This is a genomic window from Streptomyces sp. NPDC102490, assembly GCF_044765285.1.
Taxonomy (GTDB): Bacteria; Actinomycetota; Actinomycetes; order Streptomycetales; family Streptomycetaceae; genus Streptomyces.
In genome coordinates this window covers 281,692-300,795 of sequence record NZ_JBIWJU010000003.1, presented here as the reverse complement: position 1 = coordinate 300,795, position 19,104 = coordinate 281,692, and the positions used below count along the sequence as shown (strand labels likewise).

General features: G+C 71.6%; 18 protein-coding genes and 1 pseudogene. 10 read left to right on the top strand and 9 right to left on the bottom strand.

Annotated elements, in window-relative coordinates:
• Positions 1 to 63: 63 nt before the first annotated feature.
• From ACIRGB_RS07965 to ACIRGB_RS07945, 5 genes are read left to right on the top strand one after another with little or no spacing between them, the layout of a single operon-like run.
• Positions 64 to 1,224, top strand: a complete 1,161-nt coding sequence (locus tag ACIRGB_RS07965; protein WP_403860634.1) for an NAD(P)/FAD-dependent oxidoreductase — start codon at positions 64 to 66, stop codon at positions 1,222 to 1,224.
• Positions 1,221 to 1,475 carry a (2Fe-2S)-binding protein gene (locus ACIRGB_RS07960; RefSeq protein WP_403859918.1) on the top strand — a complete coding sequence of 85 codons (255 nt, stop codon included), beginning with the start codon at positions 1,221 to 1,223 and terminating at the stop codon, positions 1,473 to 1,475. Before ACIRGB_RS07965 ends, ACIRGB_RS07960 begins: the two co-directional genes overlap by 4 nt.
• Entirely contained in the window at positions 1,468 to 2,970 is a 1,503-nt protein-coding gene (locus ACIRGB_RS07955; RefSeq protein ID WP_403859915.1) for an NAD(P)/FAD-dependent oxidoreductase, read from the top strand. The genes ACIRGB_RS07960 and ACIRGB_RS07955 overlap by 8 nt, the downstream gene beginning before the upstream one ends.
• A complete protein-coding gene (locus tag ACIRGB_RS07950; RefSeq protein ID WP_403859912.1) occupies positions 2,967 to 3,863 on the top strand; it encodes a dihydrodipicolinate synthase family protein in 897 nt (298 codons plus the stop codon). The genes ACIRGB_RS07955 and ACIRGB_RS07950 overlap by 4 nt, the downstream gene beginning before the upstream one ends.
• A gap of 2 nt (positions 3,864 to 3,865) precedes the next feature.
• The gene (locus ACIRGB_RS07945) at positions 3,866 to 4,867 is read left to right on the top strand and encodes a proline racemase family protein (protein ID WP_403859909.1); all 1,002 of its coding nucleotides are present in this window, start codon (positions 3,866 to 3,868) and stop codon (positions 4,865 to 4,867) included.
• On the opposite strand, the gene ACIRGB_RS07940 is transcribed toward ACIRGB_RS07945, so the two are convergent.
• Positions 4,857 to 5,537 carry a GntR family transcriptional regulator gene (locus tag ACIRGB_RS07940; RefSeq protein WP_403859906.1) on the bottom strand — a complete coding sequence of 227 codons (681 nt, stop codon included), beginning with the start codon at positions 5,535 to 5,537 and terminating at the stop codon, positions 4,857 to 4,859. The two genes, ACIRGB_RS07945 and ACIRGB_RS07940, sit on opposite strands and share 11 nt — an antisense overlap.
• Before the next feature lie 165 nt (positions 5,538 to 5,702).
• Here ACIRGB_RS07940 and ACIRGB_RS07935 point away from each other — a divergent pair, with 165 nt between their 5' ends.
• Positions 5,703 to 7,592, top strand: a complete 1,890-nt coding sequence (locus ACIRGB_RS07935) for an ABC transporter ATP-binding protein (RefSeq protein WP_403859903.1) — start codon at positions 5,703 to 5,705, stop codon at positions 7,590 to 7,592.
• Between the two features lie 18 nt (positions 7,593 to 7,610).
• Here ACIRGB_RS07935 and ACIRGB_RS07930 read toward each other — a convergent pair whose 3' ends face one another.
• From ACIRGB_RS07930 to ACIRGB_RS07910, 5 genes are all read right to left on the bottom strand, one after another.
• The gene (locus tag ACIRGB_RS07930; RefSeq protein WP_403859900.1) at positions 7,611 to 9,437 is read right to left on the bottom strand and encodes a glycoside hydrolase family 3 protein; all 1,827 of its coding nucleotides are present in this window, start codon (positions 9,435 to 9,437) and stop codon (positions 7,611 to 7,613) included.
• Between the two features lie 120 nt (positions 9,438 to 9,557).
• The gene (locus ACIRGB_RS07925; RefSeq protein WP_403859897.1) at positions 9,558 to 10,037 is read right to left on the bottom strand and encodes a thioesterase family protein; all 480 of its coding nucleotides are present in this window, start codon (positions 10,035 to 10,037) and stop codon (positions 9,558 to 9,560) included.
• Positions 10,034 to 10,990, bottom strand: coding sequence for a 3-hydroxyacyl-CoA dehydrogenase NAD-binding domain-containing protein (locus ACIRGB_RS07920; RefSeq protein WP_403859894.1), 957 nt, complete (start codon positions 10,988 to 10,990; stop codon positions 10,034 to 10,036). The genes ACIRGB_RS07925 and ACIRGB_RS07920 overlap by 4 nt, the downstream gene beginning before the upstream one ends.
• A 34-nt stretch (positions 10,991 to 11,024) precedes the next feature.
• Positions 11,025 to 11,918: a 3-keto-5-aminohexanoate cleavage protein gene (locus tag ACIRGB_RS07915; RefSeq protein ID WP_403859891.1), complete on the bottom strand. Its 894-nt coding sequence runs from the start codon at positions 11,916 to 11,918 to the stop codon at positions 11,025 to 11,027.
• A gap of 55 nt (positions 11,919 to 11,973) precedes the next feature.
• Positions 11,974 to 12,831, bottom strand: a complete 858-nt coding sequence (locus tag ACIRGB_RS07910; RefSeq protein WP_403859888.1) for a TetR family transcriptional regulator C-terminal domain-containing protein — start codon at positions 12,829 to 12,831, stop codon at positions 11,974 to 11,976.
• Positions 12,832 to 13,064: 233 nt separating this feature from the next.
• On the opposite strand from ACIRGB_RS07910, the gene ACIRGB_RS07905 reads away from it, so the two are divergent.
• A complete protein-coding gene (locus ACIRGB_RS07905; protein WP_403859885.1) occupies positions 13,065 to 14,087 on the top strand; it encodes a DUF6215 domain-containing protein in 1,023 nt (340 codons plus the stop codon).
• 50 nt (positions 14,088 to 14,137) lie between these two features.
• On the opposite strand, the gene ACIRGB_RS07900 is transcribed toward ACIRGB_RS07905, so the two are convergent.
• Positions 14,138 to 14,857, bottom strand: a complete 720-nt coding sequence (locus ACIRGB_RS07900; RefSeq protein ID WP_403859882.1) for a spermidine synthase — start codon at positions 14,855 to 14,857, stop codon at positions 14,138 to 14,140.
• Positions 14,854 to 15,306 carry a MerR family transcriptional regulator gene (locus ACIRGB_RS07895; RefSeq protein ID WP_403859880.1) on the bottom strand — a complete coding sequence of 151 codons (453 nt, stop codon included), beginning with the start codon at positions 15,304 to 15,306 and terminating at the stop codon, positions 14,854 to 14,856. The genes ACIRGB_RS07900 and ACIRGB_RS07895 overlap by 4 nt, the downstream gene beginning before the upstream one ends.
• A 263-nt stretch (positions 15,307 to 15,569) precedes the next feature.
• Between ACIRGB_RS07895 and ACIRGB_RS07890 the strand changes: the two genes are divergently transcribed.
• Positions 15,570 to 17,072: a SulP family inorganic anion transporter gene (locus ACIRGB_RS07890; RefSeq protein WP_403859877.1), complete on the top strand. Its 1,503-nt coding sequence runs from the start codon at positions 15,570 to 15,572 to the stop codon at positions 17,070 to 17,072.
• A 35-nt stretch (positions 17,073 to 17,107) separates the two neighbouring features.
• Here ACIRGB_RS07890 and ACIRGB_RS07885 read toward each other — a convergent pair whose 3' ends face one another.
• Entirely contained in the window at positions 17,108 to 17,527 is a 420-nt protein-coding gene (locus ACIRGB_RS07885; RefSeq protein ID WP_403859874.1) for an arsenate reductase ArsC, read from the bottom strand.
• A gap of 119 nt (positions 17,528 to 17,646) precedes the next feature.
• Between ACIRGB_RS07885 and ACIRGB_RS07880 the strand changes: the two genes are divergently transcribed.
• Together ACIRGB_RS07880 and arsB are read left to right on the top strand one after the other, a co-directional pair.
• Positions 17,647 to 17,955, top strand: coding sequence for an ArsR/SmtB family transcription factor (locus ACIRGB_RS07880; RefSeq protein WP_403859871.1), 309 nt, complete (start codon positions 17,647 to 17,649; stop codon positions 17,953 to 17,955).
• Positions 17,952 to 19,060 (top strand): annotated as a pseudogene (arsB, locus tag ACIRGB_RS07875) (ACR3 family arsenite efflux transporter). Before ACIRGB_RS07880 ends, arsB begins: the two are co-directional and overlap by 4 nt.
• Positions 19,061 to 19,104 lie beyond the last annotated feature (44 nt).

Sequence of the window (19,104 nt, the reverse complement as noted above, 5' to 3'; positions counted from 1 at the left end):
AGCCTCACCCATGGCATGTGACATTGCACAGTGCACGCGGGCGCCGAGGAGGAGCCGTTGGCCCTGAAAGTCGTCGTCGTGGGTGCGGGAGTCGTCGGAGCCGCCTGTGCCTTCCACGCCGCATCGGCGGGCATGGACGTCACGGTCACCGACCGCGGCCCCGTCGGCGCCGGGACGACGAGCCGCGGAGAGGGCAACGTCCTCCTCTCCGACAAGGAACCCGGCCCCGAACTAGACCTGGCCCGGCTGAGCCGCACGCTGTGGGACGAAGCGGGCCGGGAGTTGGGCCCCGACACCTTCGAACTGGAGCCGAAAGGCGGCCTGGTCGTCGCGAGCGGCCCCGAAAGCCTCGCCGCGCTCCACGAGTTCGCCGGTCGGCAGGAGGCGGCGGGGGTCCGCGTCGAGCGGGTCGACCGGGTGCGGGACCTCGAACCCCACCTCGCGCCCGACCTCCCCGGCGGCGTCCACTACCCGCAGGACGCGCAGGTGCAGCCGGTGCTGGCGGCGGCCGCGCTGCTGCGAGCCGCCGTACGGCGCGGCGCACGCTTTCACCCGGGCGAGGTGGCCGGAGCGGTGACCGGCCGGGACGGCCGCCTCACCGGCGTCCGGACGGCCGCCGACGAGGTGCTGCCCGCCGACGCCGTCGTCAACGCCGCCGGGACCTGGGGCGGCGAGGTCGGCCGACGGCTCGGCGCCCCCATCGAGGTGCTGCCGCGCCGCGGCTTCGTCCTGGTGACCGAACCGCTGCCGCCGATGGTCCGCCACAAGGTCTACTCCGCCGACTACGTCGCCAACGTGGCCTCCTCCGACGCCGGGCTGGAGACCTCGTGCGTCGTCGAGGGCACGCGCGGCGGCACGGTCCTCATCGGCGCCAGCCGGGAACGCGTCGGCTTCGACACCACGATGAACACCGCCGTGGTCACCAGGCTCGCGGCCCAGGCGTGCCGGCTCTTCCCGTTCCTGCGCGGAGTCCATCTGATGCGCGCCTACCGCGGGTTCCGGCCGTACTGCCCGGACCACCTGCCGGTGGTGGGCCCCGACCCGCGCGTGCCGGGCGTCGTCCACGCGTGCGGCCACGAGGGGGCGGGCATCGGCCTCGCCTCCGGGACCGGCGCGCTCGTCACCGCCCACCTGCTGGGCCGCCCCTGGCGCGGCGCCGATCCGGCCGCCCACAGCGGCCTGCTGCCCGACCGCTTCCTGACCGCCGGAGGTGCTCCCCAGTGAGCGAGATCGTCGTCGACGGCGAGCCGCTGCCGTTCGTCGAGGGACAGACCGTCGCCGCGGCCCTCGTGGCCACCGGCCGACTCGCCTGGCGCACCACCCGGGTCGGACACCGCCCGCGTGGCGTCTTCTGCGGCATCGGCGTCTGCTTCGACTGCCTCGTCACCGTCGACGGAACCCGCGGACAGCGCGCCTGCCTGGTGCCGGCCCGGCCGGGCATGACCGTCACGACCCAGGAGGGCGGCGATGACTGAGCCGGCGGACCTCGTCGTCGTGGGCGCGGGCCCGGCGGGCATGGCCGCCGCGGCCACGGCGCTGGCCGGGGGACTGCGCGTCGTACTGCTGGACTCCGGAACCGCCGTCGGCGGTCAGTACTGGCGGCACCCGCCGGAGCACGCGCGCGCGGCCGTCCCGACCGACGACCTGCACCACGGACTGCGCCGGTACCGCGCCCTGTGCGAGGCGCTGGCCGCACACCGGACGGCGGGCCGGCTCGACCTGCGCCTGGAACACAGCGTGTGGTCCGCCGTCCGCGAGGGCGACGGGTTCGCGGTCCACGCCGTGGACCGTCGACAGGCGCCGCGGGAGACCGCCCTCGTTCTGCGGGCGCCCAGACTGCTGGTCGCCACCGGCGCCTACGACCGTCAACTGCCCTTCCCGGGCTGGGACCTGCCCGGCGTACTGACCGTCGGCGGGATGCAGGCGCTGCTCAAGGGCGGCGGAGTGGCGGCCGGAAGCCGCGTGGCGCTGGGCGGCACCGGCCCGTTCCTGCTGCCGGTGGCCGCCGGACTCGCGGCGCGCGGCGTCGAGGTCGTCGCAGTGTGCGAGGCGGCCCACCCGAACGCGTGGCTGCGGCACCCGGGCCCGCTGCTGCGCAACCCCGGCAAGTGGGCCGAGGGAGCCGGGTACGCCGCAGCGCTCCTGCGCCACCGCGTCCCGCTCCGCCCGCGCACGGCGATCGTCGCCGCGGACGGCGGTGAACGCGTGGCCGCGGTGCGGATCGCCTCGCTGGCGCCGGACGGCAGCCCGCGCCCGGGTACGGAACGACGCGTCGAGGTCGACGCCGTGGGCGTCGGCTGGGGCTTCGCACCCCAGCTCGACCTGCTCGTCCCCCTCGGCTGTGCCCTCACCGACGCGGCGGACGGCAACGCGGTCGTCGCGGTCGACGGCGGCCAGCGCACCACCGTCCCCGGTCTCTACACCGCGGGGGAGACCTGTGGTGTGGGCGGGGCGGCCCTCGCCGTGAACGAGGGGCGGCTCGCCGCCCGGTCGGTCCTCGCCGACTCCCGCGCCACCCCCGCACCGACCTCCGTACCGGCGAACAGACGCCTGGCCGCCCTGCGTTCGGCGGTGGCCCGGCAGCGGGCCTTCGCCCGGGCGATGGCCCTGGCCCACCCGCTCCCGTCCGCCTGGCCCTCGTGGCTGACCGACGAGACCGTGGTGTGCCGCTGCGAGGAGGTGACCGCCGGGGCGATCCGCACCGCCCGCGCCGCCGGCGCCCACGACCACCGGCAGGTCAAACAACTGACCCGGGCCGGCATGGGCTGGTGCCAGGGCCGGATGTGCGGACCCGCCGTGCACTGCCTCACGGAGCGGCGGCGGGCCTACGAGCCCGCGGAACGGCTCGTCGCGACACCCGTCACCCTCGGGGCGCTCGCCGACCTCGACGACGCACCGGCGGCACCTTCGGTATCGACGGTATCGACGGCATCGACGGACAACGGTGCAACCGACAAGGAGTGTTCATGAGCGAGACCCGCAAGCCCTGGCACGGCGTCATCGTCGCGACCAGCCTGCCGTTCCACGACGACCTCTCGGTCGACTTCGCGGCCTACGGCGAGAGCGTCGCCCACCTCGCCGAACAGGGGATGCACGGCGTCGCGCCGAACGGCTCCCTGGGCGAGTACCAGACCCTCACGTACGAGGAGCGCGATCGTGTCGTCGAGACCGCCGTCGCGCACGCCCCCGAAGGGTTCACCGTCATGCCCGGCGTCGGCGCCTACGGCGCGCGCGAGGCCGAGCGGCACGCCAGGTTCGCCCGGGACGCGGGTTGCCAGGCGGTCATGTGCCTGCCGCCCAACGCCTACCGCGCCGACGACCGCGCGGTGCTCGAACACTTCGAACGGGTGGCCTCGGTGGGCCTGCCCGTCACCGCGTACAACAACCCCATCGACACCAAGGTGGACCTGCGCCCCGACCTGCTGGCGAAGCTGCACGCCGAAGGTTTCATCGTCGGGGTCAAGGAGTTCTCCGGGGACGTGCGGCGCTGCTACGAGATCTCCGAGCTGGCCCCCGGCCTCGACCTCGTGATCGGCACCGACGACACCGTGCTGGAAGTCGCCCTCGCCGGCGCCAAGGGCTGGGTCGCCGGATACCCGCAGGTCTTCCCCCGGGCCTGTCTCGCGCTGTACGAGGCGTCCGTGCGGGGCGACCTGGAGACCGCACTGCCGCTCTACCGCCAACTGCACCCCGTACTGCGGTGGGACAGCAAGACGGAGTTCGTCCAGGCCATCAAGCTCGGCCAGGAGCTGACCGGCCGCCGCGGCGGCGCCTGCCGTCCGCCCCGGCAGCCGCTGGCTCCGGAGACGGAAGCCGTCGTACGGGCCGCCACCCAGGCCCTCGTCGACGCCGGGGTGAACTGACCATGCGCTCGACGGTCTGCTACCACGCCGTCGACTCGCACACCGAGGGCATGCCCACCCGCGTGATCACGGGCGGGGTGGGCGTCCTCCCCGGCGCGACGATGTTCGAGAAACGGCAGCGGTTCGTCGCCGAACGCGACCACCTGCGCACCCTGCTCATGTGCGAACCGCGCGGACACGCCTCGATGTCCGGGGCGATCCTGCAACCCCCCACTCGACCGGACGCCGACTACGGCGTCCTGTTCATCGAGGTCTCCGGCTGCCTGCCCATGTGCGGGCACGGCACCATCGGCGTCGCGACGGTCCTCGTCGAGACCGGCATGGTCGAGGTGACCGAACCGGAGACCCTGGTGCGGCTCGACACCCCGGCGGGACTGGTCACGGCCCGGGTGCGGGTGCGCGAGGGCCACGCCGAGTCGGTGACCCTGGAGAACGTCGCCTCGTACTGCCACGCACTCGACCAGGTCGTCGACGTGCCCGGATACGGGGCGGTGCGCTACGACATCGCCTACGGCGGCAACTTCTACGCCTTCGTCCGCACCGACGACCTCGGCATCCCCTTCGAGCGGGCACACAAGCAGCGGCTGCTCGACGCCGGGCTGGCCGTCATGGACGCGGTCAACAAGCAGAACCCGGTGTCCCACCCGGAGAACCCGGAGATCGACGTGTGCCACCACGTCTACCTGGAGGCCCCCGGATCGACCGCCGAGCACTCGCGGCACGCCATGGCGATCCATCCGGGATGGTTCGACCGGTCGCCCTGCGGCACGGGCACCAGCGCCCGGATGGCGCAGCTGCACGCCCGCGGTCTGCTGCCGGCCGGTCAGGACTTCGTCAACGAGTCCTTCATCGGCTCCCGGTTCGTCGGGCGGGTGCTGGGGGAGACGACGGTCGGGGACCGCCCGGCCGTCCTGCCGTCCGTCACCGGCCGCGCCTGGATCACCGGCACCGCGCAGTACCTGCTCGACCCCACCGACCCCTACCCGGCGGGTTTCACTCTCTGACGGACTCGGCGGTGCCGTCCGCCCACAGCGTGCGGACGTGCGCGAGATGGCGGCGCATGCACTCCTCGGCCTCCCGGCCGCGGCCGGCCACCAGCAGATCCAGCAGGTCGATGTGTTCCTGCGCGGAGGCGACCAGCCGCCCTGCCTCGTCGAGGCTGGCCAGCCCGAACAGGCGGGAACGCTTGCGCAGGTCGGCCACCACCTGCACCAGATGGTGGTTGCCGGCCAGGCCCAGCAGTTCGAGGTGGAAGTGGTGATCGGCTTCGAGGTACTTGAGGACGTCGTGCTCACGGGCCGCGGTGACGATCCGCCGCGCCAGCGGGCGCAGCGCCTCCAACTGCTCGACGGTCGCGGTGGCGGCGACGCGTCCCACGGTGGGAACCTCGATCAGCGTCCGTATCTCGGTGAACTCGTCGAGGTCCCGCTCGGTCATCTCGGTGACGCGGAACCCCTTGTTGCGCACCGCTTCGACCAGCCCCTCCCGGGCCAGGTCCAGCATGGCCTCGCGCACCGGCGTGGCGGAGACGCCGAGTTCCGCGGCCAGGGTGGGGGCGGAGTAGACGACACCGGGACGCAGATCACCGGCGATGAGGGCGGCCCGCAGCGCGTCGGCGACCTGGTCGCGCAGATGGGTCTGGACGGAGATCGCCCGCGACGTGAGATGCGGCATCCGTGCTCCTGCGTCCGGCCGGCCAATTGGCCCTCACCATACAATGTCACGTTGCGCCGAAGGCGGGCCGCACGGTGTCCGGTTCTCGACCGGTCCGCGGTAAATGCCTGGACTGTGTACCGCGTCCGACGGGAAACTTCCGGCTTCCGAACCTCCGGGAGTGTGATGGGGACATCAGAGACGCGAGGACCGGCGCCGGGCAGGAGCGCGGTTCTCCTGGCGCTGCGCCACTACGGCCGGGAACTGCGGCGCCTACGACGACTGGCCCTGCCCGCGCTGCTGCTGCCGGCCGTGGGCAACATCGGCATCCGCTACGTCGCCCCGCTGCTGATCGCCAAGCTGGCCGGGCAGGCCGCCGACGAGGGCGGTCTCACCCTCGGCCCGGCGCTGCCGTACGTGCTGGGCTTCGGTGTGACGCTGCTGCTCGCCGAGGCCGTCTGGCGGGTCGGGCAGCACTGCCTGAACCGCGTGGACGCCCTCGGCATGGAGCACCTGTACGTGAGCGGCATGGACGAACTCCTCGCCAAGGACGCCGCCTTCTTCCACGACAACTTCGCCGGCTCCCTGACCAAGCGGGTGCTCAGCTACGGCAAGCGCTTCGAGGACTTCGTCGACACCGTGACGTACCGGATCGTGGGCAGCCTCGTCCCCCTGGTGTTCGGCGCCGTAGTGCTGTGGAGCTACGAACCGATGCTCGTCGTCGGCCTGTTCGTCATGATCGCGCTGACGGTGGTGACCGCGACGCCGCTGATCCGCCGTCGGCAGAGGCTCGTCAACGACCGGGAGGCGGCGATCGCCCGGGTCTCCGGCCATGTCGCCGACAGCCTCATGAACATGGAGACCATCCGGGCCTTCGCGGCCGAGCGGCGGGAGGCCGCCGAACACCGCAGCCGGGTCGCGGACTCCCGACGCCTGACCTTGCGGTCGTGGGACTACGGCAACCTGCGCGTGGACGTCCTGATCGCGCCCATGTCCGTACTGACCAACGTGCTGGGCCTGTTGGTCGCCATCGCCTTCGGCGGTCCCGGCCAGGGAGTGGAGGAGGTCGTCGTCGCCTTCACCTACTACTCCAACGCCACCCAGATCATGTTCGAGTTCAACCAGATCTACCGGCGGCTGGAAAGCTCGATGACCGAGGCCGCCCAGTTCACGGAGCTGCTGCTCGACCCGCCCACGGTGCTGGACGCCGACGCGCCCGAACCACTCGCGCCGCGGGACACCGGCATCCGCTTCGAGGCGGTGACCTTCGCCCACACGGGGGCGAAGCCGATCTTCCAGGGGCTCGGCCTGGACGTGCCCGCGGGCGCCCGGATCGGCCTGGTCGGCAGGTCCGGCGGCGGCAAGACCACCCTCACCCGGCTCCTGCTGCGGATGTCGGACATCGACCACGGACGCATCCTGATCGGCGGTCAGGACATCAGCCGGCTGCGCCAGAGCGACCTGCGTTCACTGATCGCCTACGTCCCGCAGGAACCCGCCATGTTCCACCGCAGCCTGCGGGACAACATCGCCTTCGCCCGGCCGGGCGCCACCGACGAGGAGATCCACGCGGCCGCCGAGGCCGCGCACGTCACGGAGTTCGCGGAGCAGCTCCCCGACGGCTTCGACACCCTGGTGGGGGAGCGCGGGGTGAAGCTGTCCGGCGGCCAGCGCCAGCGCGTCGCCCTCGCCCGGGCCGTCCTGCGTGACGCCCCGATCCTGCTGCTCGACGAGGCGACCAGCGCCCTGGACTCGGAGAGCGAAGTCCTCGTCCAGGACGCCCTGTGGCGGCTGATGGACGGACGCACGGCTCTCGTGGTCGCCCACCGTCTGAGCACCGTCGCCGGCATGGACCGCCTGGTCGTCCTCGACCGCGGACGCGTCGTGGAGCAGGGCACCCACCAGGAACTGCTCGCGACGGACGGCGCCTACGCCAGACTGTGGCAGCACCAGTCGGGCGGCTTCCTCGGCGAGAGCGACGAGTCCGAGAACGACGAGTCCGGAAGCGACGAGTCGGAGCGCGACGGGTCCGGGAGCGGCGAGACGGAGGCGGCCCTGGAACGCCCGGTCGCCTGACCCCGGCGCCCGCGGGTGTCAGTCGTCGTACGACAGGCCGTGCCCGATGCGGAAGAGGACCTGGGTCGGGTCGTCGGCCCGCTGGACGGGCACGGGCAGCCTGCCGCGCGGTGCGACCCGGCCGGCGATCACCCGGGCGGCGGCGCGCAGTTCGACCTCGGTCCAGCAGTAGGAGGCCAGCGAGGCCGGGACGTCGCCGAGGTGGGCGATGTCGTAGGGGTTGCGCACCGCGAGGTGGACGACCGGGACGCCCGTGGCGCGCAGCCGGGTCACCAGGGTGCGCTGGGGGCTGGCGGCGCCGACGTTGTCGGTGGTGACGATCACCGCGTCCCGTCCCCGTGCGGCGGCCACGGCCTCGTCGATCTTCGCCGCGTCGGGCTCCCGGCCGGTGGCGAGGTGGGTGGTGCGGTAGCCCAGCTCCTCGAACGCCTTGGCCAGCTCGGGCACCGAGGTACGGGTGCCGTCGGTCGGGAAGGCCGGGCTGGCGCCGGTCACGAGCAGCCTCCGCTGCCCGCGGCGCAGCGGGAGCGCCCCGTCCTCGTTGACCAGCAGGGTGGTGGTGCGCTCGGCGATCCGGGCGGCGGCGAGCCGGTGCCCGCGGGCGCCGACGACCCGGTCGACTTCCCGTGGGGAGGTGTAGGGGCTGCCGCTGAGCAGGCCGGCCTTGTCCTTGAGGCGCAGGACGCGCAGCACCGACTCGTCGAGCCGGTCCTCGGTGATCTCCCCGCCGCGCACGGCGGCCAGCACGCCGTGGTAGGCGACGTCGATGTCCGGCGGGAACAGCAGCTGGTCGACACCGGCCTTGAGGGCGAGGACGGGCACGCGGTCGTCGCCGTACTTGGTGCGCACACCCGCCATGTTGAGGGCGTCGGTGACGATGACGCCGTCGAAGCCCAGCTCGTCGCGCAGCACGCCCTGGAGGATCGCGGGGGACAGGGTGGCCGGTTCGTTGCTGGGGTCGAGCGCGGGGACCTGGAGGTGCGCGGTCATGATCGAGTCGACGCCGGCGGCGATCGCGGCCCGGAAGGGCGGGGCGTCGACGCGGTCCCACTCCTCCCGGGTGTGGGTGATCACCGGCAGTCCGGAGTGGCTGTCCTGTCCGGTGTCCCCGTGGCCCGGGAAGTGCTTGGCGCAGGCCACCACGCCGGTCTGCTGATACCCCGTCACCTGCGCGGCCACCATACGGCCCACCTGGCGCGCGTCGGCCCCGAAGGAACGGACGTTGATGACGGGGTTGGCCGGGTTCACGTTGACGTCGGCGACCGGGGCGAAGTTCTGGTGGATGCCCAGAGCGGCGAGTTCGGTGCCCGAGATCCGCCCGGCATCGCGCGCGTCGGAGAGCGAGCGGCCCGCGCCGAGCGCCATCGCACCCGGCAACTGGGTGGCGCCGCTGCCGATGCGGACGTTCGCCCCGTGTTCCTGGTCGATGGAGATCAGGGACGGGACGGGGGTGGGCAGGGCTAGCGAGGCGCGCTGCACGCCGTTCGACAAGTCCGCCACCTGCCGGGGGTCCTGGATGTTGTTCGCCCAGCCGGAGAAGAGGATGACCCCGCCGATGTGGTACTTGGCGATCAGCTCGGCCACGGTGCGGACGCCGAGTTCCCTGAGGTTGCGGTCCTGGTCGAACTGGCTGGGAGAAGTCGCCGACGTGCCGTAGAAGTACGGGACGAACAACTGGCCGATCTTCGCCTCGACGCTCATCCTGGAGATGATCTTCCTGAGGCGGTGCTCGCGCCCGTGCGCGGCCGCGGGAGTGGCCGCCACCCCCACGGCACCCGCCGTGCTCGCGGCGACCACGGTCGCGGAAGCGAGAACGGTCCGTCTGGACAGACTCCGGTCCTGCATGCGGACATGCTCCTTCCAGCCTTGCTCGTCAAGGGAGTTGAAGGAAAGGTGAAGGACTCCGAACTGCGGGAAACGTAGCCTGCGCGTCACGGGCGGGCAAGAGGTCTAGACACAAAAGGTCTAGGCCACGGCGGGGATCGAGCGGCCCGCCCAGTCCGGCGCCGGTTCCGTCAGCTCCGTGAAGCGGCGCCGGACCTCGTCCGGGAACTCGGCGGCCCGGCCCGCCCGCTGGTCGACATGGACCGCGAGCAGCTCCGTCGTCGCCACCGGGACCGCGTCCGACGCCGGCTCCGACTCCGGTCCCGGCACCACGTACATCTCGTGCGCGAAACGCGCCTTGCGCGCCGCCGCGCCCAGCACCCGGGTGCGGACGGCGAGATGCGAGGCGGCGGGTACTTCCCGCAGGAAGCGGACGTGGGACTCGACCGTGTAGAGGGAGCAGCCCGTCGTCTCGCGGTAGCCGGAGTCCAGGCCCGTCCCGGTCATCAGCGCGTCCGTGGCGTGGCCGAAGACCAGGACGTAGAAGGCCTCGCTCATATGGCCGTTGTAGTCGATCCACTCCGGGCGGACCGTGCTGCGGAACAGGGGGAGCCGCGTCACCGGGCGCCCTCCTCGCGGTCCAGGCGGCCGGTGGCGCGCAGCACCTCGACGACGCCCCGGTCGCGTTCGGCCACCAGGTCCGCGAGGGAACGGCCGTCCGCCGCCTCGTCGCAGCCCGCCACCACGGCGTCGTACAACTCCTTGTCCAGTTCCGGCGCTTCGAGCCGCGTCCACGGCGACTTCAGGGACGGGCCGAAGTGGTCCAGCATGTGCGCCATGCCCCCCTCGCCGCCCGCGAGCGCGAAGGTCAGCATCGGCCCCATCACCGCCCAGCGCAGCCCCGGGCCCTCGGTGATCGACCGGTCGATGTCCTGGACCGTCGCCTCACCGTTCGCGACCATGTGCAGCGCCTCGCGCCACAGCGCCTCCTGGAGGCGGTTCGCGATGAACCCCGGTACCTCGTGGTCCATCGTGATGACGGACTTGCCCGCGACCTCGTAGAAGCGGGCGGCCCAGGCGACCGCCGCCGCGTCGGTGCGCTCGCCGCCGACCACCTCGACCAGCGGGATGAGATAGGGCGGGTTGAACGGGTGCCCGACGACCAGGCGGGTCGGATCGGCGGCCGTCGTCTGCATGTCGGTCATCGGATAGCCGGAGGTGGAGGAGGCGATGACGACGCCGGGCGGTGTCGCCGCGTCCAGGCGGGCCAGCAGATCACGCTTGAGATCGAGCTGCTCGGGAGCGCTCTCCTGGACGAAGTCGGCGTGGGCGACGGCCTGTTCGAGGGTGCCGGTCACGGTGAGCCGGTCGGTCGACGCGCCCTCGGCGAGGCCGAGCCGGGTGAGCGTCGGCCAGGCCGCGTCGACCAGGCGGCGCAGCTTCCGTGCGGCGTCGGGTGCCGGGTCCCAGGCGGTCACGTCGTAGCCGCGCGCCAGGAAGTGGGCGACCCAGCCGCCGCCGATGACTCCGGCACCGACGCAGGCGACGCGGCGGACGTTCTCGGGTGAGGTCATGAGGAATCCTTTGTCGTCCGGGCGGTCCGGTGGGCTACCTGCGGGGCTTGAGGCCGAGGGTGGCGCGGGCCTCGTCCGGCGTCGCGACGCGGGCGCCGACCGACTCGGTGATGGTCACCGCCCGCTCGACGAGCTGGGCGTTGGTCGCCTTGTTGCCCTTGCCGAGGTACAGGTTGTCCTCCAGGCCCACGCGAACGTGCCCGCCGAGCAGGATCGACTGCGCGACCCACGGCATCTGCATCCGGCCGAGCGCGAAGCTCGCCCAACGGGCGCCCTGCGGGAGCATGGCGACCATCGACTGGAGCACCCCGGGGTCCGCGGGCGCGCCCCACGGGATGCCCATGCAGAGCTGGAAGACCGTCGGCTCGTCGAGCAGGCCCTCCGCGAGCAACTGCTTGGCGAACCACAGCTGCCCCGTGTCGAAGATCTCCAGCTCGGGCCGCACGCCCAGCTCCTGGATGCGCCGCGCGCCCGCGCGCAGCATGTCGGGCGTCGAGACGTAGAGATTCGAGCCGTCGCCGAAGTTGAGCGAACCGCAGTCCAGCGTGCAGATGTCGGGAAGCAGGTCCTCGACGTGCGGCAGCCGTTCCAGCCCGCCGACGAGGTCGGTGCCGGGGAGGTGGGTGAGCGGGTCGTCCGGGTCGATGACCAGGTCGCCGCCCATGCCGGCGGTGAGGTTGATGACGACGTCGGTGCCGGTCTCCTTCACGCGCTCGACGACCTCCCGGTACAGCTTCGGGTCGCGGGACGGATCGCCGGTCTCCGGATCGCGTACGTGGATGTGTACGACGGCCGCTCCGGCGGCGGCCGCCTCCACGGCGTTCCTGGCTATCTGCTCCGGGGTGACGGGCACGTGGGGGCTTTTGCGGACGGTGTCGCCGGCGCCGGTGAGCGCACAGGTGATGATGACGTTCTCGGTCATGGGCATACGGGAACTCCCGGGATCGGGTCTTGTGTTGCCGCTGGGCCGGCCTCCGTCCGGACTACGGGGCCAGGATCGTGTCGGTGACATGAGCGGTCAGCGCCGCGTGCATCGCGTCCGCCGCCGCGGCGGACGACGGCCCGCCCACCGAGAGGACGTGCGTCGCCAGGCCGTCGATCAACGCGGTGAGCGTCAGTGCCGCCGCCTGCGGATCGAGCCCGGCGCGGAACACGCCCTGTCCGGCCCCTCGGCGTACGACGTCGGCGACGGTCTCCCGCCACTGCCGGTAGTACTCGGAGTGCAGTCGGCCCACCGCGGTCGAGCGCGCGGCCTCGGCCCACAGGTCGAGCCACACCGCCCACTGACGCCGCTGCTGCGCGGTGCGCGGCGTCTGCAACGCGATGAGCTGGCGCAGTTCCGCAGCCGCGTCGTCCGCCTCGGCGAGCCGGGCGGCACGGCGCGCGGTGTCCTCGTCCATGCACCAGCGCACGGCCGCCTCCAGGAGTTCGGCGCGGCCGGGGAAGTGGTAGTGGATCGCGGCGCTGCTGGTGGCGCAGGCGCGGGCGATGTCGGCGACCCGCACCGCGTGGAAGCCGTGCTCGGCGATCAGCCGGACCGTCTCGCGGACGATCTGCAACGGCCGCCCGCCCTCGACCCCGGTGGACGGCTCCGTGGCCTTCTCGCGGGGCCGGGTGCCGAGCAGCCAGCCCGCGTCCACCCGCCCCTCGTCGGCGATCCGCGCCAGCTCGGCGGCCGTGAAGCGGCGGGTGCCGCTCAGCGAACGCGACAGCTTGGACGGGTCCATGACGACACGGCGCGCGAACTCACGCTGGCTGACGCCCGCGGCCGAGATGACCCCGCGGACGCGGGCGGCGGTGTCGGCGGTCGGGGCGCCGTCGAGAGCGTCGTCGGTTTCCACGGGCACGACCCTAGACACGTGTTGCGAAAAACTCAACGGCAAGGGAGAGGGAAATGGCTGATATAGAGCCCTATTGAGAGACTGACTGATGTGCCAGTCAGAAGCGCAGCGGGGTGATGGTGACGGTGGGAAGGAGCCGTCCCCACGAGCCCCGTTCCATCACGGTTGAGTAGCGAGCCGGAACTATGGCTTCCGTCACAGCACGCGCGATCTTGGCCTGGTGAGATCGCCGGATGCTCGGTTTCCTCGTCCGTCTCCTGCCCTTCTGGGTACGCGAGCCGCTGCTCATCGTCGTCGGGTCCGTTTTCGGCGTGCGCATCATGTACCTCGCCTACCGCGACGCCGAGTGGGTGGCGGCCGGGATCGGCCTGGCGTTCCTGGTGTTCACCGCGGTGCGGATCCACACGGTGGCCCAGGCCCTGCGCGCACGCCGCGCCACGGCCCCGCAATCGCAGCCGCAGCCGGAACCCCAGCCGGAACCCCAGCCGGAACCGCAGCCCCAGCCCCAGCCGCAGCGCCCGGCTGTGCAGCGCCCCGTCGCCCCGACCGCTCCGGAGAAGGAACCCAACGCCTGGGGCCAGGCGTTCGCGGCCGTGGCCGTCTTCGGGGCGCTCGGGGCGGCAGCGTGGCTGGGCCCGAACCTGCTGCCCGCCGAGGATGCCGGCACACCGCAGGCCGCCTCCTGTACGAGCGGGGAGGACGAGAAACTGCCGGGCGCCTACAAGAAGACCCCCCGCGCCGTGACCGGCGACAAACTGTGCGAGGCGCTCAACAGGCCCGACCTGGCCCAGCTCCTCGGAACGCCCGCGGAGACCGCGACCGTGGCATCCGGCACCAGCAACACCGCCCCGCTGACCGACGGGAAGGTCGCCCAGCCGGAGGCCGAGGTTCAGTTCGACACGTACACCGTGAACGTCTCGGTCACGTACAACCACCTGTCGATCGCCCAGTACGTCAAGCTGATGAAGTACGGCGAGGAGACGGACGTCAAGACGCTCTCCGTCCTCGGCCGGCCCGCGGTCCTCGCCTCGGACCACACGATGAAGATCGAGATCAACCTGGGGAGCGGCAGCTCCGGCGGACCGGTCGAACAGGGCCCCCTGGCCCGCACCTTGTCCGTCGCCCTCGACGCGAAGGACCAGGGCGGCTACTACGACCTCACCGTGTGGAGCGCCTCCGGAGCCCTCCCGGACGACAGCGCCCTCCTGGACGTGGCCGAGAAGGTTCTCCCGACGCTCCCCGAACGGCCCGCGTGACGGACTGAGCGCGGTCGGCGGCCGCCGTCCAGGCGTTGACCGGGGGACGGCTACTTCTTGTGCGCCACGTACACGGTGTTGGTCGCGGTGCCGCCCTGGAGGGGATTGTCGAACGTGACGACGTGAGCCCGCGGTGCGGCGAAGACGTCCGCGAGCGCGGAGGTGAACTGCTCCTCCAGCGGGTCGTTCGACCACAGGGCGAACACTCCGTCGGGGTGGAGGTGCGCCGCCAGAGCGCGGAGCCCGGCGGGCCGGTAGAAGGCGGCGTTGCGGGGGTTGAGCACATGGCTCGGCGAGTGGTCGATGTCCAGCAGGACCGCGTGGAAACGACGGCCCGGCATCGTCGGGTCCAGTCCACCGGGATCGGCGGCCAGCGCGAAGAAGTCGCCGTGCACCAGTCGGCAGCGCGCGTCCGAGGTCAGTCCGGTGCCGAGGGGCACCAGCCCGCGTCGGTGCCAGTCGATGACTTCGGCGAGCGCGTCGATCACCGTGAGGGTGCCGGTCCGGGGGTCGTCCAGCGCAGCCCGGGCGGTGTATCCCAGTCCCAGGCCGCCGACGGCCACGTCCAGCTGGGCGTCGTCCGGCAGCGCCGCCAGCCCCAGTTCGGCCAGCGCGATCTCGCCGGCCGTGAAGAGGCTGGACATCAGGAACTCGTCGCCCAGTTTCACCTCGTAGACGTCCTCGCCCGTCGCCGGATGGCGGCGCCGGCGCAGACTGATGTCACCGATCGGCGTCTGTCGCCAGTCGATCTCCTCGAAACGCAGACTCATCCGTTCGCCTCTCCCTCGCCCGCTGCCGTGCGGGCCGCAGCCTGCCGGGAGTCGGTGTCGAGCCTTCGCCGCAGGGTGGCGGCGATGTCCTCGGCCATCGTCAGGCGCGCGCGCAACGTCTCGCAGCGCGCGTCGGCCACCTTCCGGTAGGAGTCCAGCCGCTCCCGCAGCCGCTCCCTCTCCTCACCGGCCGGTGCCTCGTCGGGAGCGGCGAGCCGGTCGGTGATCTCCAGCAGGTCCCGCATCTCCTCGAGGGAGAAGTCCAGCGGCTTCATGCGGCGGATCACCATGAGCCGGTCGACGTCGGACTCCGTGTAGAGGCGGAAACCGCCCTTGCTGCGGGCCGAGGGAACAACCAGGCCGACCTCTTCGTAGTGACGGATCGTACGCAGCGACAAACCGGTCCGTTCGGCCACCTCGCCGATCTGCATGTGCCGCTGTTCCGTCATCGTCCTGCCGTCTCTGTCCGCTCGGTCCGCCTGGGCTCCGAGACCACACTCTCCCCTCACGTCAGGGTAGAGTGCCCTGGCCGCACTGAAGACTTCCGGGCAATGATGCCCGACCGGCGACCCGAGGGTTGCCGCCCTGTCCGGCGAGGCCCCCGCCGAGGCGGCTGGACCGCCGGACGATTCCTCACCGGGATCACGTACGCCGAGCGCGTGTGTCCAGCGGCAGCGGACGCCTGCGCCTGCGCCTGAAAAGAAACGGTTGCATGTCCTCACCGCTGTCCCAAGCCCCCAAGCTGCGCCTGTCCAGGCCGGAGTGGCTCGCGTCACCCAAGGTCGCGCGCACCGAGGTACTGGCCGGGCTGGTCGTCGCCCTGGCGCTGATCCCGGAGGCGATCTCGTTCTCGATCATCGCCGGCGTCGACCCCGAGATCGGCCTGTTCGCCTCGTTCACGATGGCCGTCGTCATCTCCGTCGTGGGCGGCCGCAAGGCGATGATCTCCGCCGCGACAGGTGCCGTCGCCCTGGTGATCGCGCCGCTCAACCACGAGTACGGCTTCGGGTACCTGGTCGCCGCCGTCATCCTCGCGGGCGTCTTCCAGGTGATCCTCGGCACGCTCGGGATCGCCAAGCTGATGCGGTTCGTGCCGCGCAGCGTCATGGTGGGGTTCGTCAACGCCCTGGCCGTCCTGATCTTCATGGCCCAGGTGCCGGAGATGCACGACGTGCCCTGGGCCGTCTACCCGCTCATCGCCGCCGGCCTGGTCCTGATGGTGTTCTTCCCGAAGGTCACCAAGGTGGTCCCGGCACCGCTGGTCTCCATCGTCGTCCTGACCGTGATCACCGTGGGTGCGGGCATCGCCGTCCCGAACGTGGGCGACAAGGGCGAGCTGCCGTCCTCCCTGCCGGTGCCGGGCCTGCCGGACGTGCCGTTCACCCTGGACACGCTGACCACCATCGCCCCGTACGCGCTCGCCATGGCGCTGGTGGGCCTGATGGAGTCGCTGATGACGGCCAAGCTGGTCGACGACATCACCGACACCCGCTCGGGCAAGACCCGTGAGTCGATCGGCCAGGGTATCGCCAACATCGTCACCGGCTTCTTCGGTGGCATGGGCGGCTGCGCCATGATCGGCCAGACCATGATCAACGTGAAGGTCTCGGGCGCCCGCACTCGGCTCTCCACCTTCCTGGCCGGTACCTTCCTGATCATCCTGGTCGTCGTCTTCGGCCCCGTCGTGTCCGACATCCCGATGGCCGCCCTGGTCGCCGTCATGATCATGGTGTCGGTCGGCACCTTCGACTGGCACTCGATCCGGCCCAGGACGCTCAAGCGGATGCCCATGGGCGAGACCCTCGTCATGGTCATCACCGTCGTGTGTGTGGTCGCCACCCACAACCTGGCCATCGGCGTGGTGGTCGGCACCATCGCCGCGATGATCATATTTGCCCAGCGGGTCGCCCACCTGGCCCGCGTCTCCGGCGTCGTCGACCCCGACGGCAAGCGGGTCGTCTACTCGGTCACCGGGGAGCTGTTCTTCGCCTCCTCCAACGACCTCGTCTACCAGTTCGACTACAAGGGCGACCCCGACGACGTCGTCATCGACCTCTCCGGCACCCACATCTGGGACGCGTCGTCCGTCGCCGCGCTGGACGCGATCGAGACCAAGTACGCCCAACGCGGCAAGAGGGTCACCGTCGTGGGCCTGAACCCGCCCAGCGCCGATATGCGCCGGCGCCTCGCCGGACAGCTCACCGGCGGACACTGACGCACCCGTGAGTCAGTCACCGGGGCCGCGCCCGGTCACGCCCCCTGCCTCGCGTCGATCTCGGCGACGAGGGCCTCGACGCGAGCCCTGATCTCGTCGCGGATGGGGCGGACGGCGTCGACTCCCTTGCCGGCCGGGTCTTCCAGGGTCCAGTCGAGGTACTTCTTGCCGGGAAAGACGGGACAGGCGTCGCCACAGCCCATGGTGATGACGTAGTCGGACGCCTGGACGGCCTCGGTGGTCAGGATCTTCGGCCTGGCACCGGCGATGTCGATACCGACCTCCTGCATCGCCTCCACGGCGGCCGGGTTGACCCGCGCGCCCGGGACGGAACCGGCGGAGCGGACCTCGACGCGGTCGCCCGCGAGGTGCTGGAGGAAACCGGCGGCCATCTGGGAGCGGCCGGCGTTGTGGACGCAGACGAACAGCACGGAGGCGAGCGGAGCAGAGGACATGCGTTCTTCCTTCGCGGAGTGGGCGAGCCTTCGGCTGCTATCAGTGTCAGCTGCTATCAGTGTCAGCTGTTATCAGTTTCGGCTGTTATCAGTGTCGGGTGATGTGAAAGTATCAGCCCATGATGACGTCAGTCGACGCTGACCTGATCCGGGTGCTGGCCGACCCGCTCAGGCTGCGGATCGTGACCCTGCTCGCCCGCGAGACGCTGTGCACCACCCACCTCGTCGAGGAGACCGGCGCCCGGCAGACCAACCTCTCCAACCACCTGAGGGTCCTGCGTGAGGCCGGGGTCGTGGAGACCGAGCCGTGCGGGCGCTTCACCTACTACAAGCTGCGCCCCGACGTCATCGGCCGGCTCGCCGGGCAGTTCGCCGACCTGGCCGAGTCCGCCCGTACCGCCGCCGACAACAAGAGGGCCTGCCCGTGACCTCCACCGAGCCCACCACCTCCGCTCCGGCCGGGGCCGGGGACGACTCGATCGTCGGGAAGCTCTCCACCCTCGACCGCTACCTGGCGGTGTGGATCCTCATCGCCATGGCCGTCGGCCTGGGGCTCGGACGGGTGATTCCCGGGCTGAACGACGCGCTGGCGAAGGTGGAGGTCGGCGGCATCTCCCTGCCCATCGCCCTCGGCCTGCTGATCATGATGTACCCGGTCCTGGCCAAGGTCCGCTACGACAAACTGGACGCCGTCACCGGCGACCGCAAGCTGATGATCTCCTCCCTGGTCATCAACTGGGTCCTCGGACCCGCGGTCATGTTCGCCCTGGCGTGGATCTTCCTGGCGGACCTGCCCGAGTACCGCACCGGTCTGATCGTCGTCGGCCTGGCCCGCTGCATCGCCATGGTCATCATCTGGAACGACCTCGCCTGCGGCGACCGCGAGGCCGCGGCCGTGCTCGTCGCGCTCAACTCGGTGTTCCAGGTCCTGGCGTTCGGCCTGCTCGGCTGGTTCTACCTCGACCTGCTGCCGGGCTGGCTGGGCCTGGGCGACGGGGAGCACCTGGACATCTCGATGGGGAGATCGCCTTCAACGTGGTCGTCTTCCTGGGCGTCCCGCTGCTGGCCGGCTTCCTGACCCGGCGGATCGGCGAGAAGACGATGGGCCGCGAGGGCTACGAGGCCCGTTTCCTGCCGAAGATCGGCCCCTGGGCGCTGTACGGGCTGCTGTTCACGATCGTCATCCTCTTCGCCCTCCAGGGCAGGACCATCACCTCCCAGCCGCTGGACGTCGCCCGGATCGCGCTGCCGCTGCTGGTCTACTTCGCGGTCATGTTCTTCGGCAGCTTCCTCCTCGGCAAGAGCCTGGGACTCGCCTACGACCGCACCACGACCCTGGCGTTCACCGCAGCGGGTAACAACTTCGAGCTGGCCATCGCGGTCGCCATCGCCACCTTCGGCGTCACCTCCGGCCAGGCCCTCTCCGGAGTCGTCGGCCCGCTCATCGAAGTACCCGTCCTGATCGGCCTCGTCTACGTCGCGCTCGCCTGGCGCAGGACATTCCCTGCCGACGCGGTGACGACGACTCCATGACGCGGCATCCGGACGCGGTGGTGGCCGGGGGTGGCCGAGCGGGC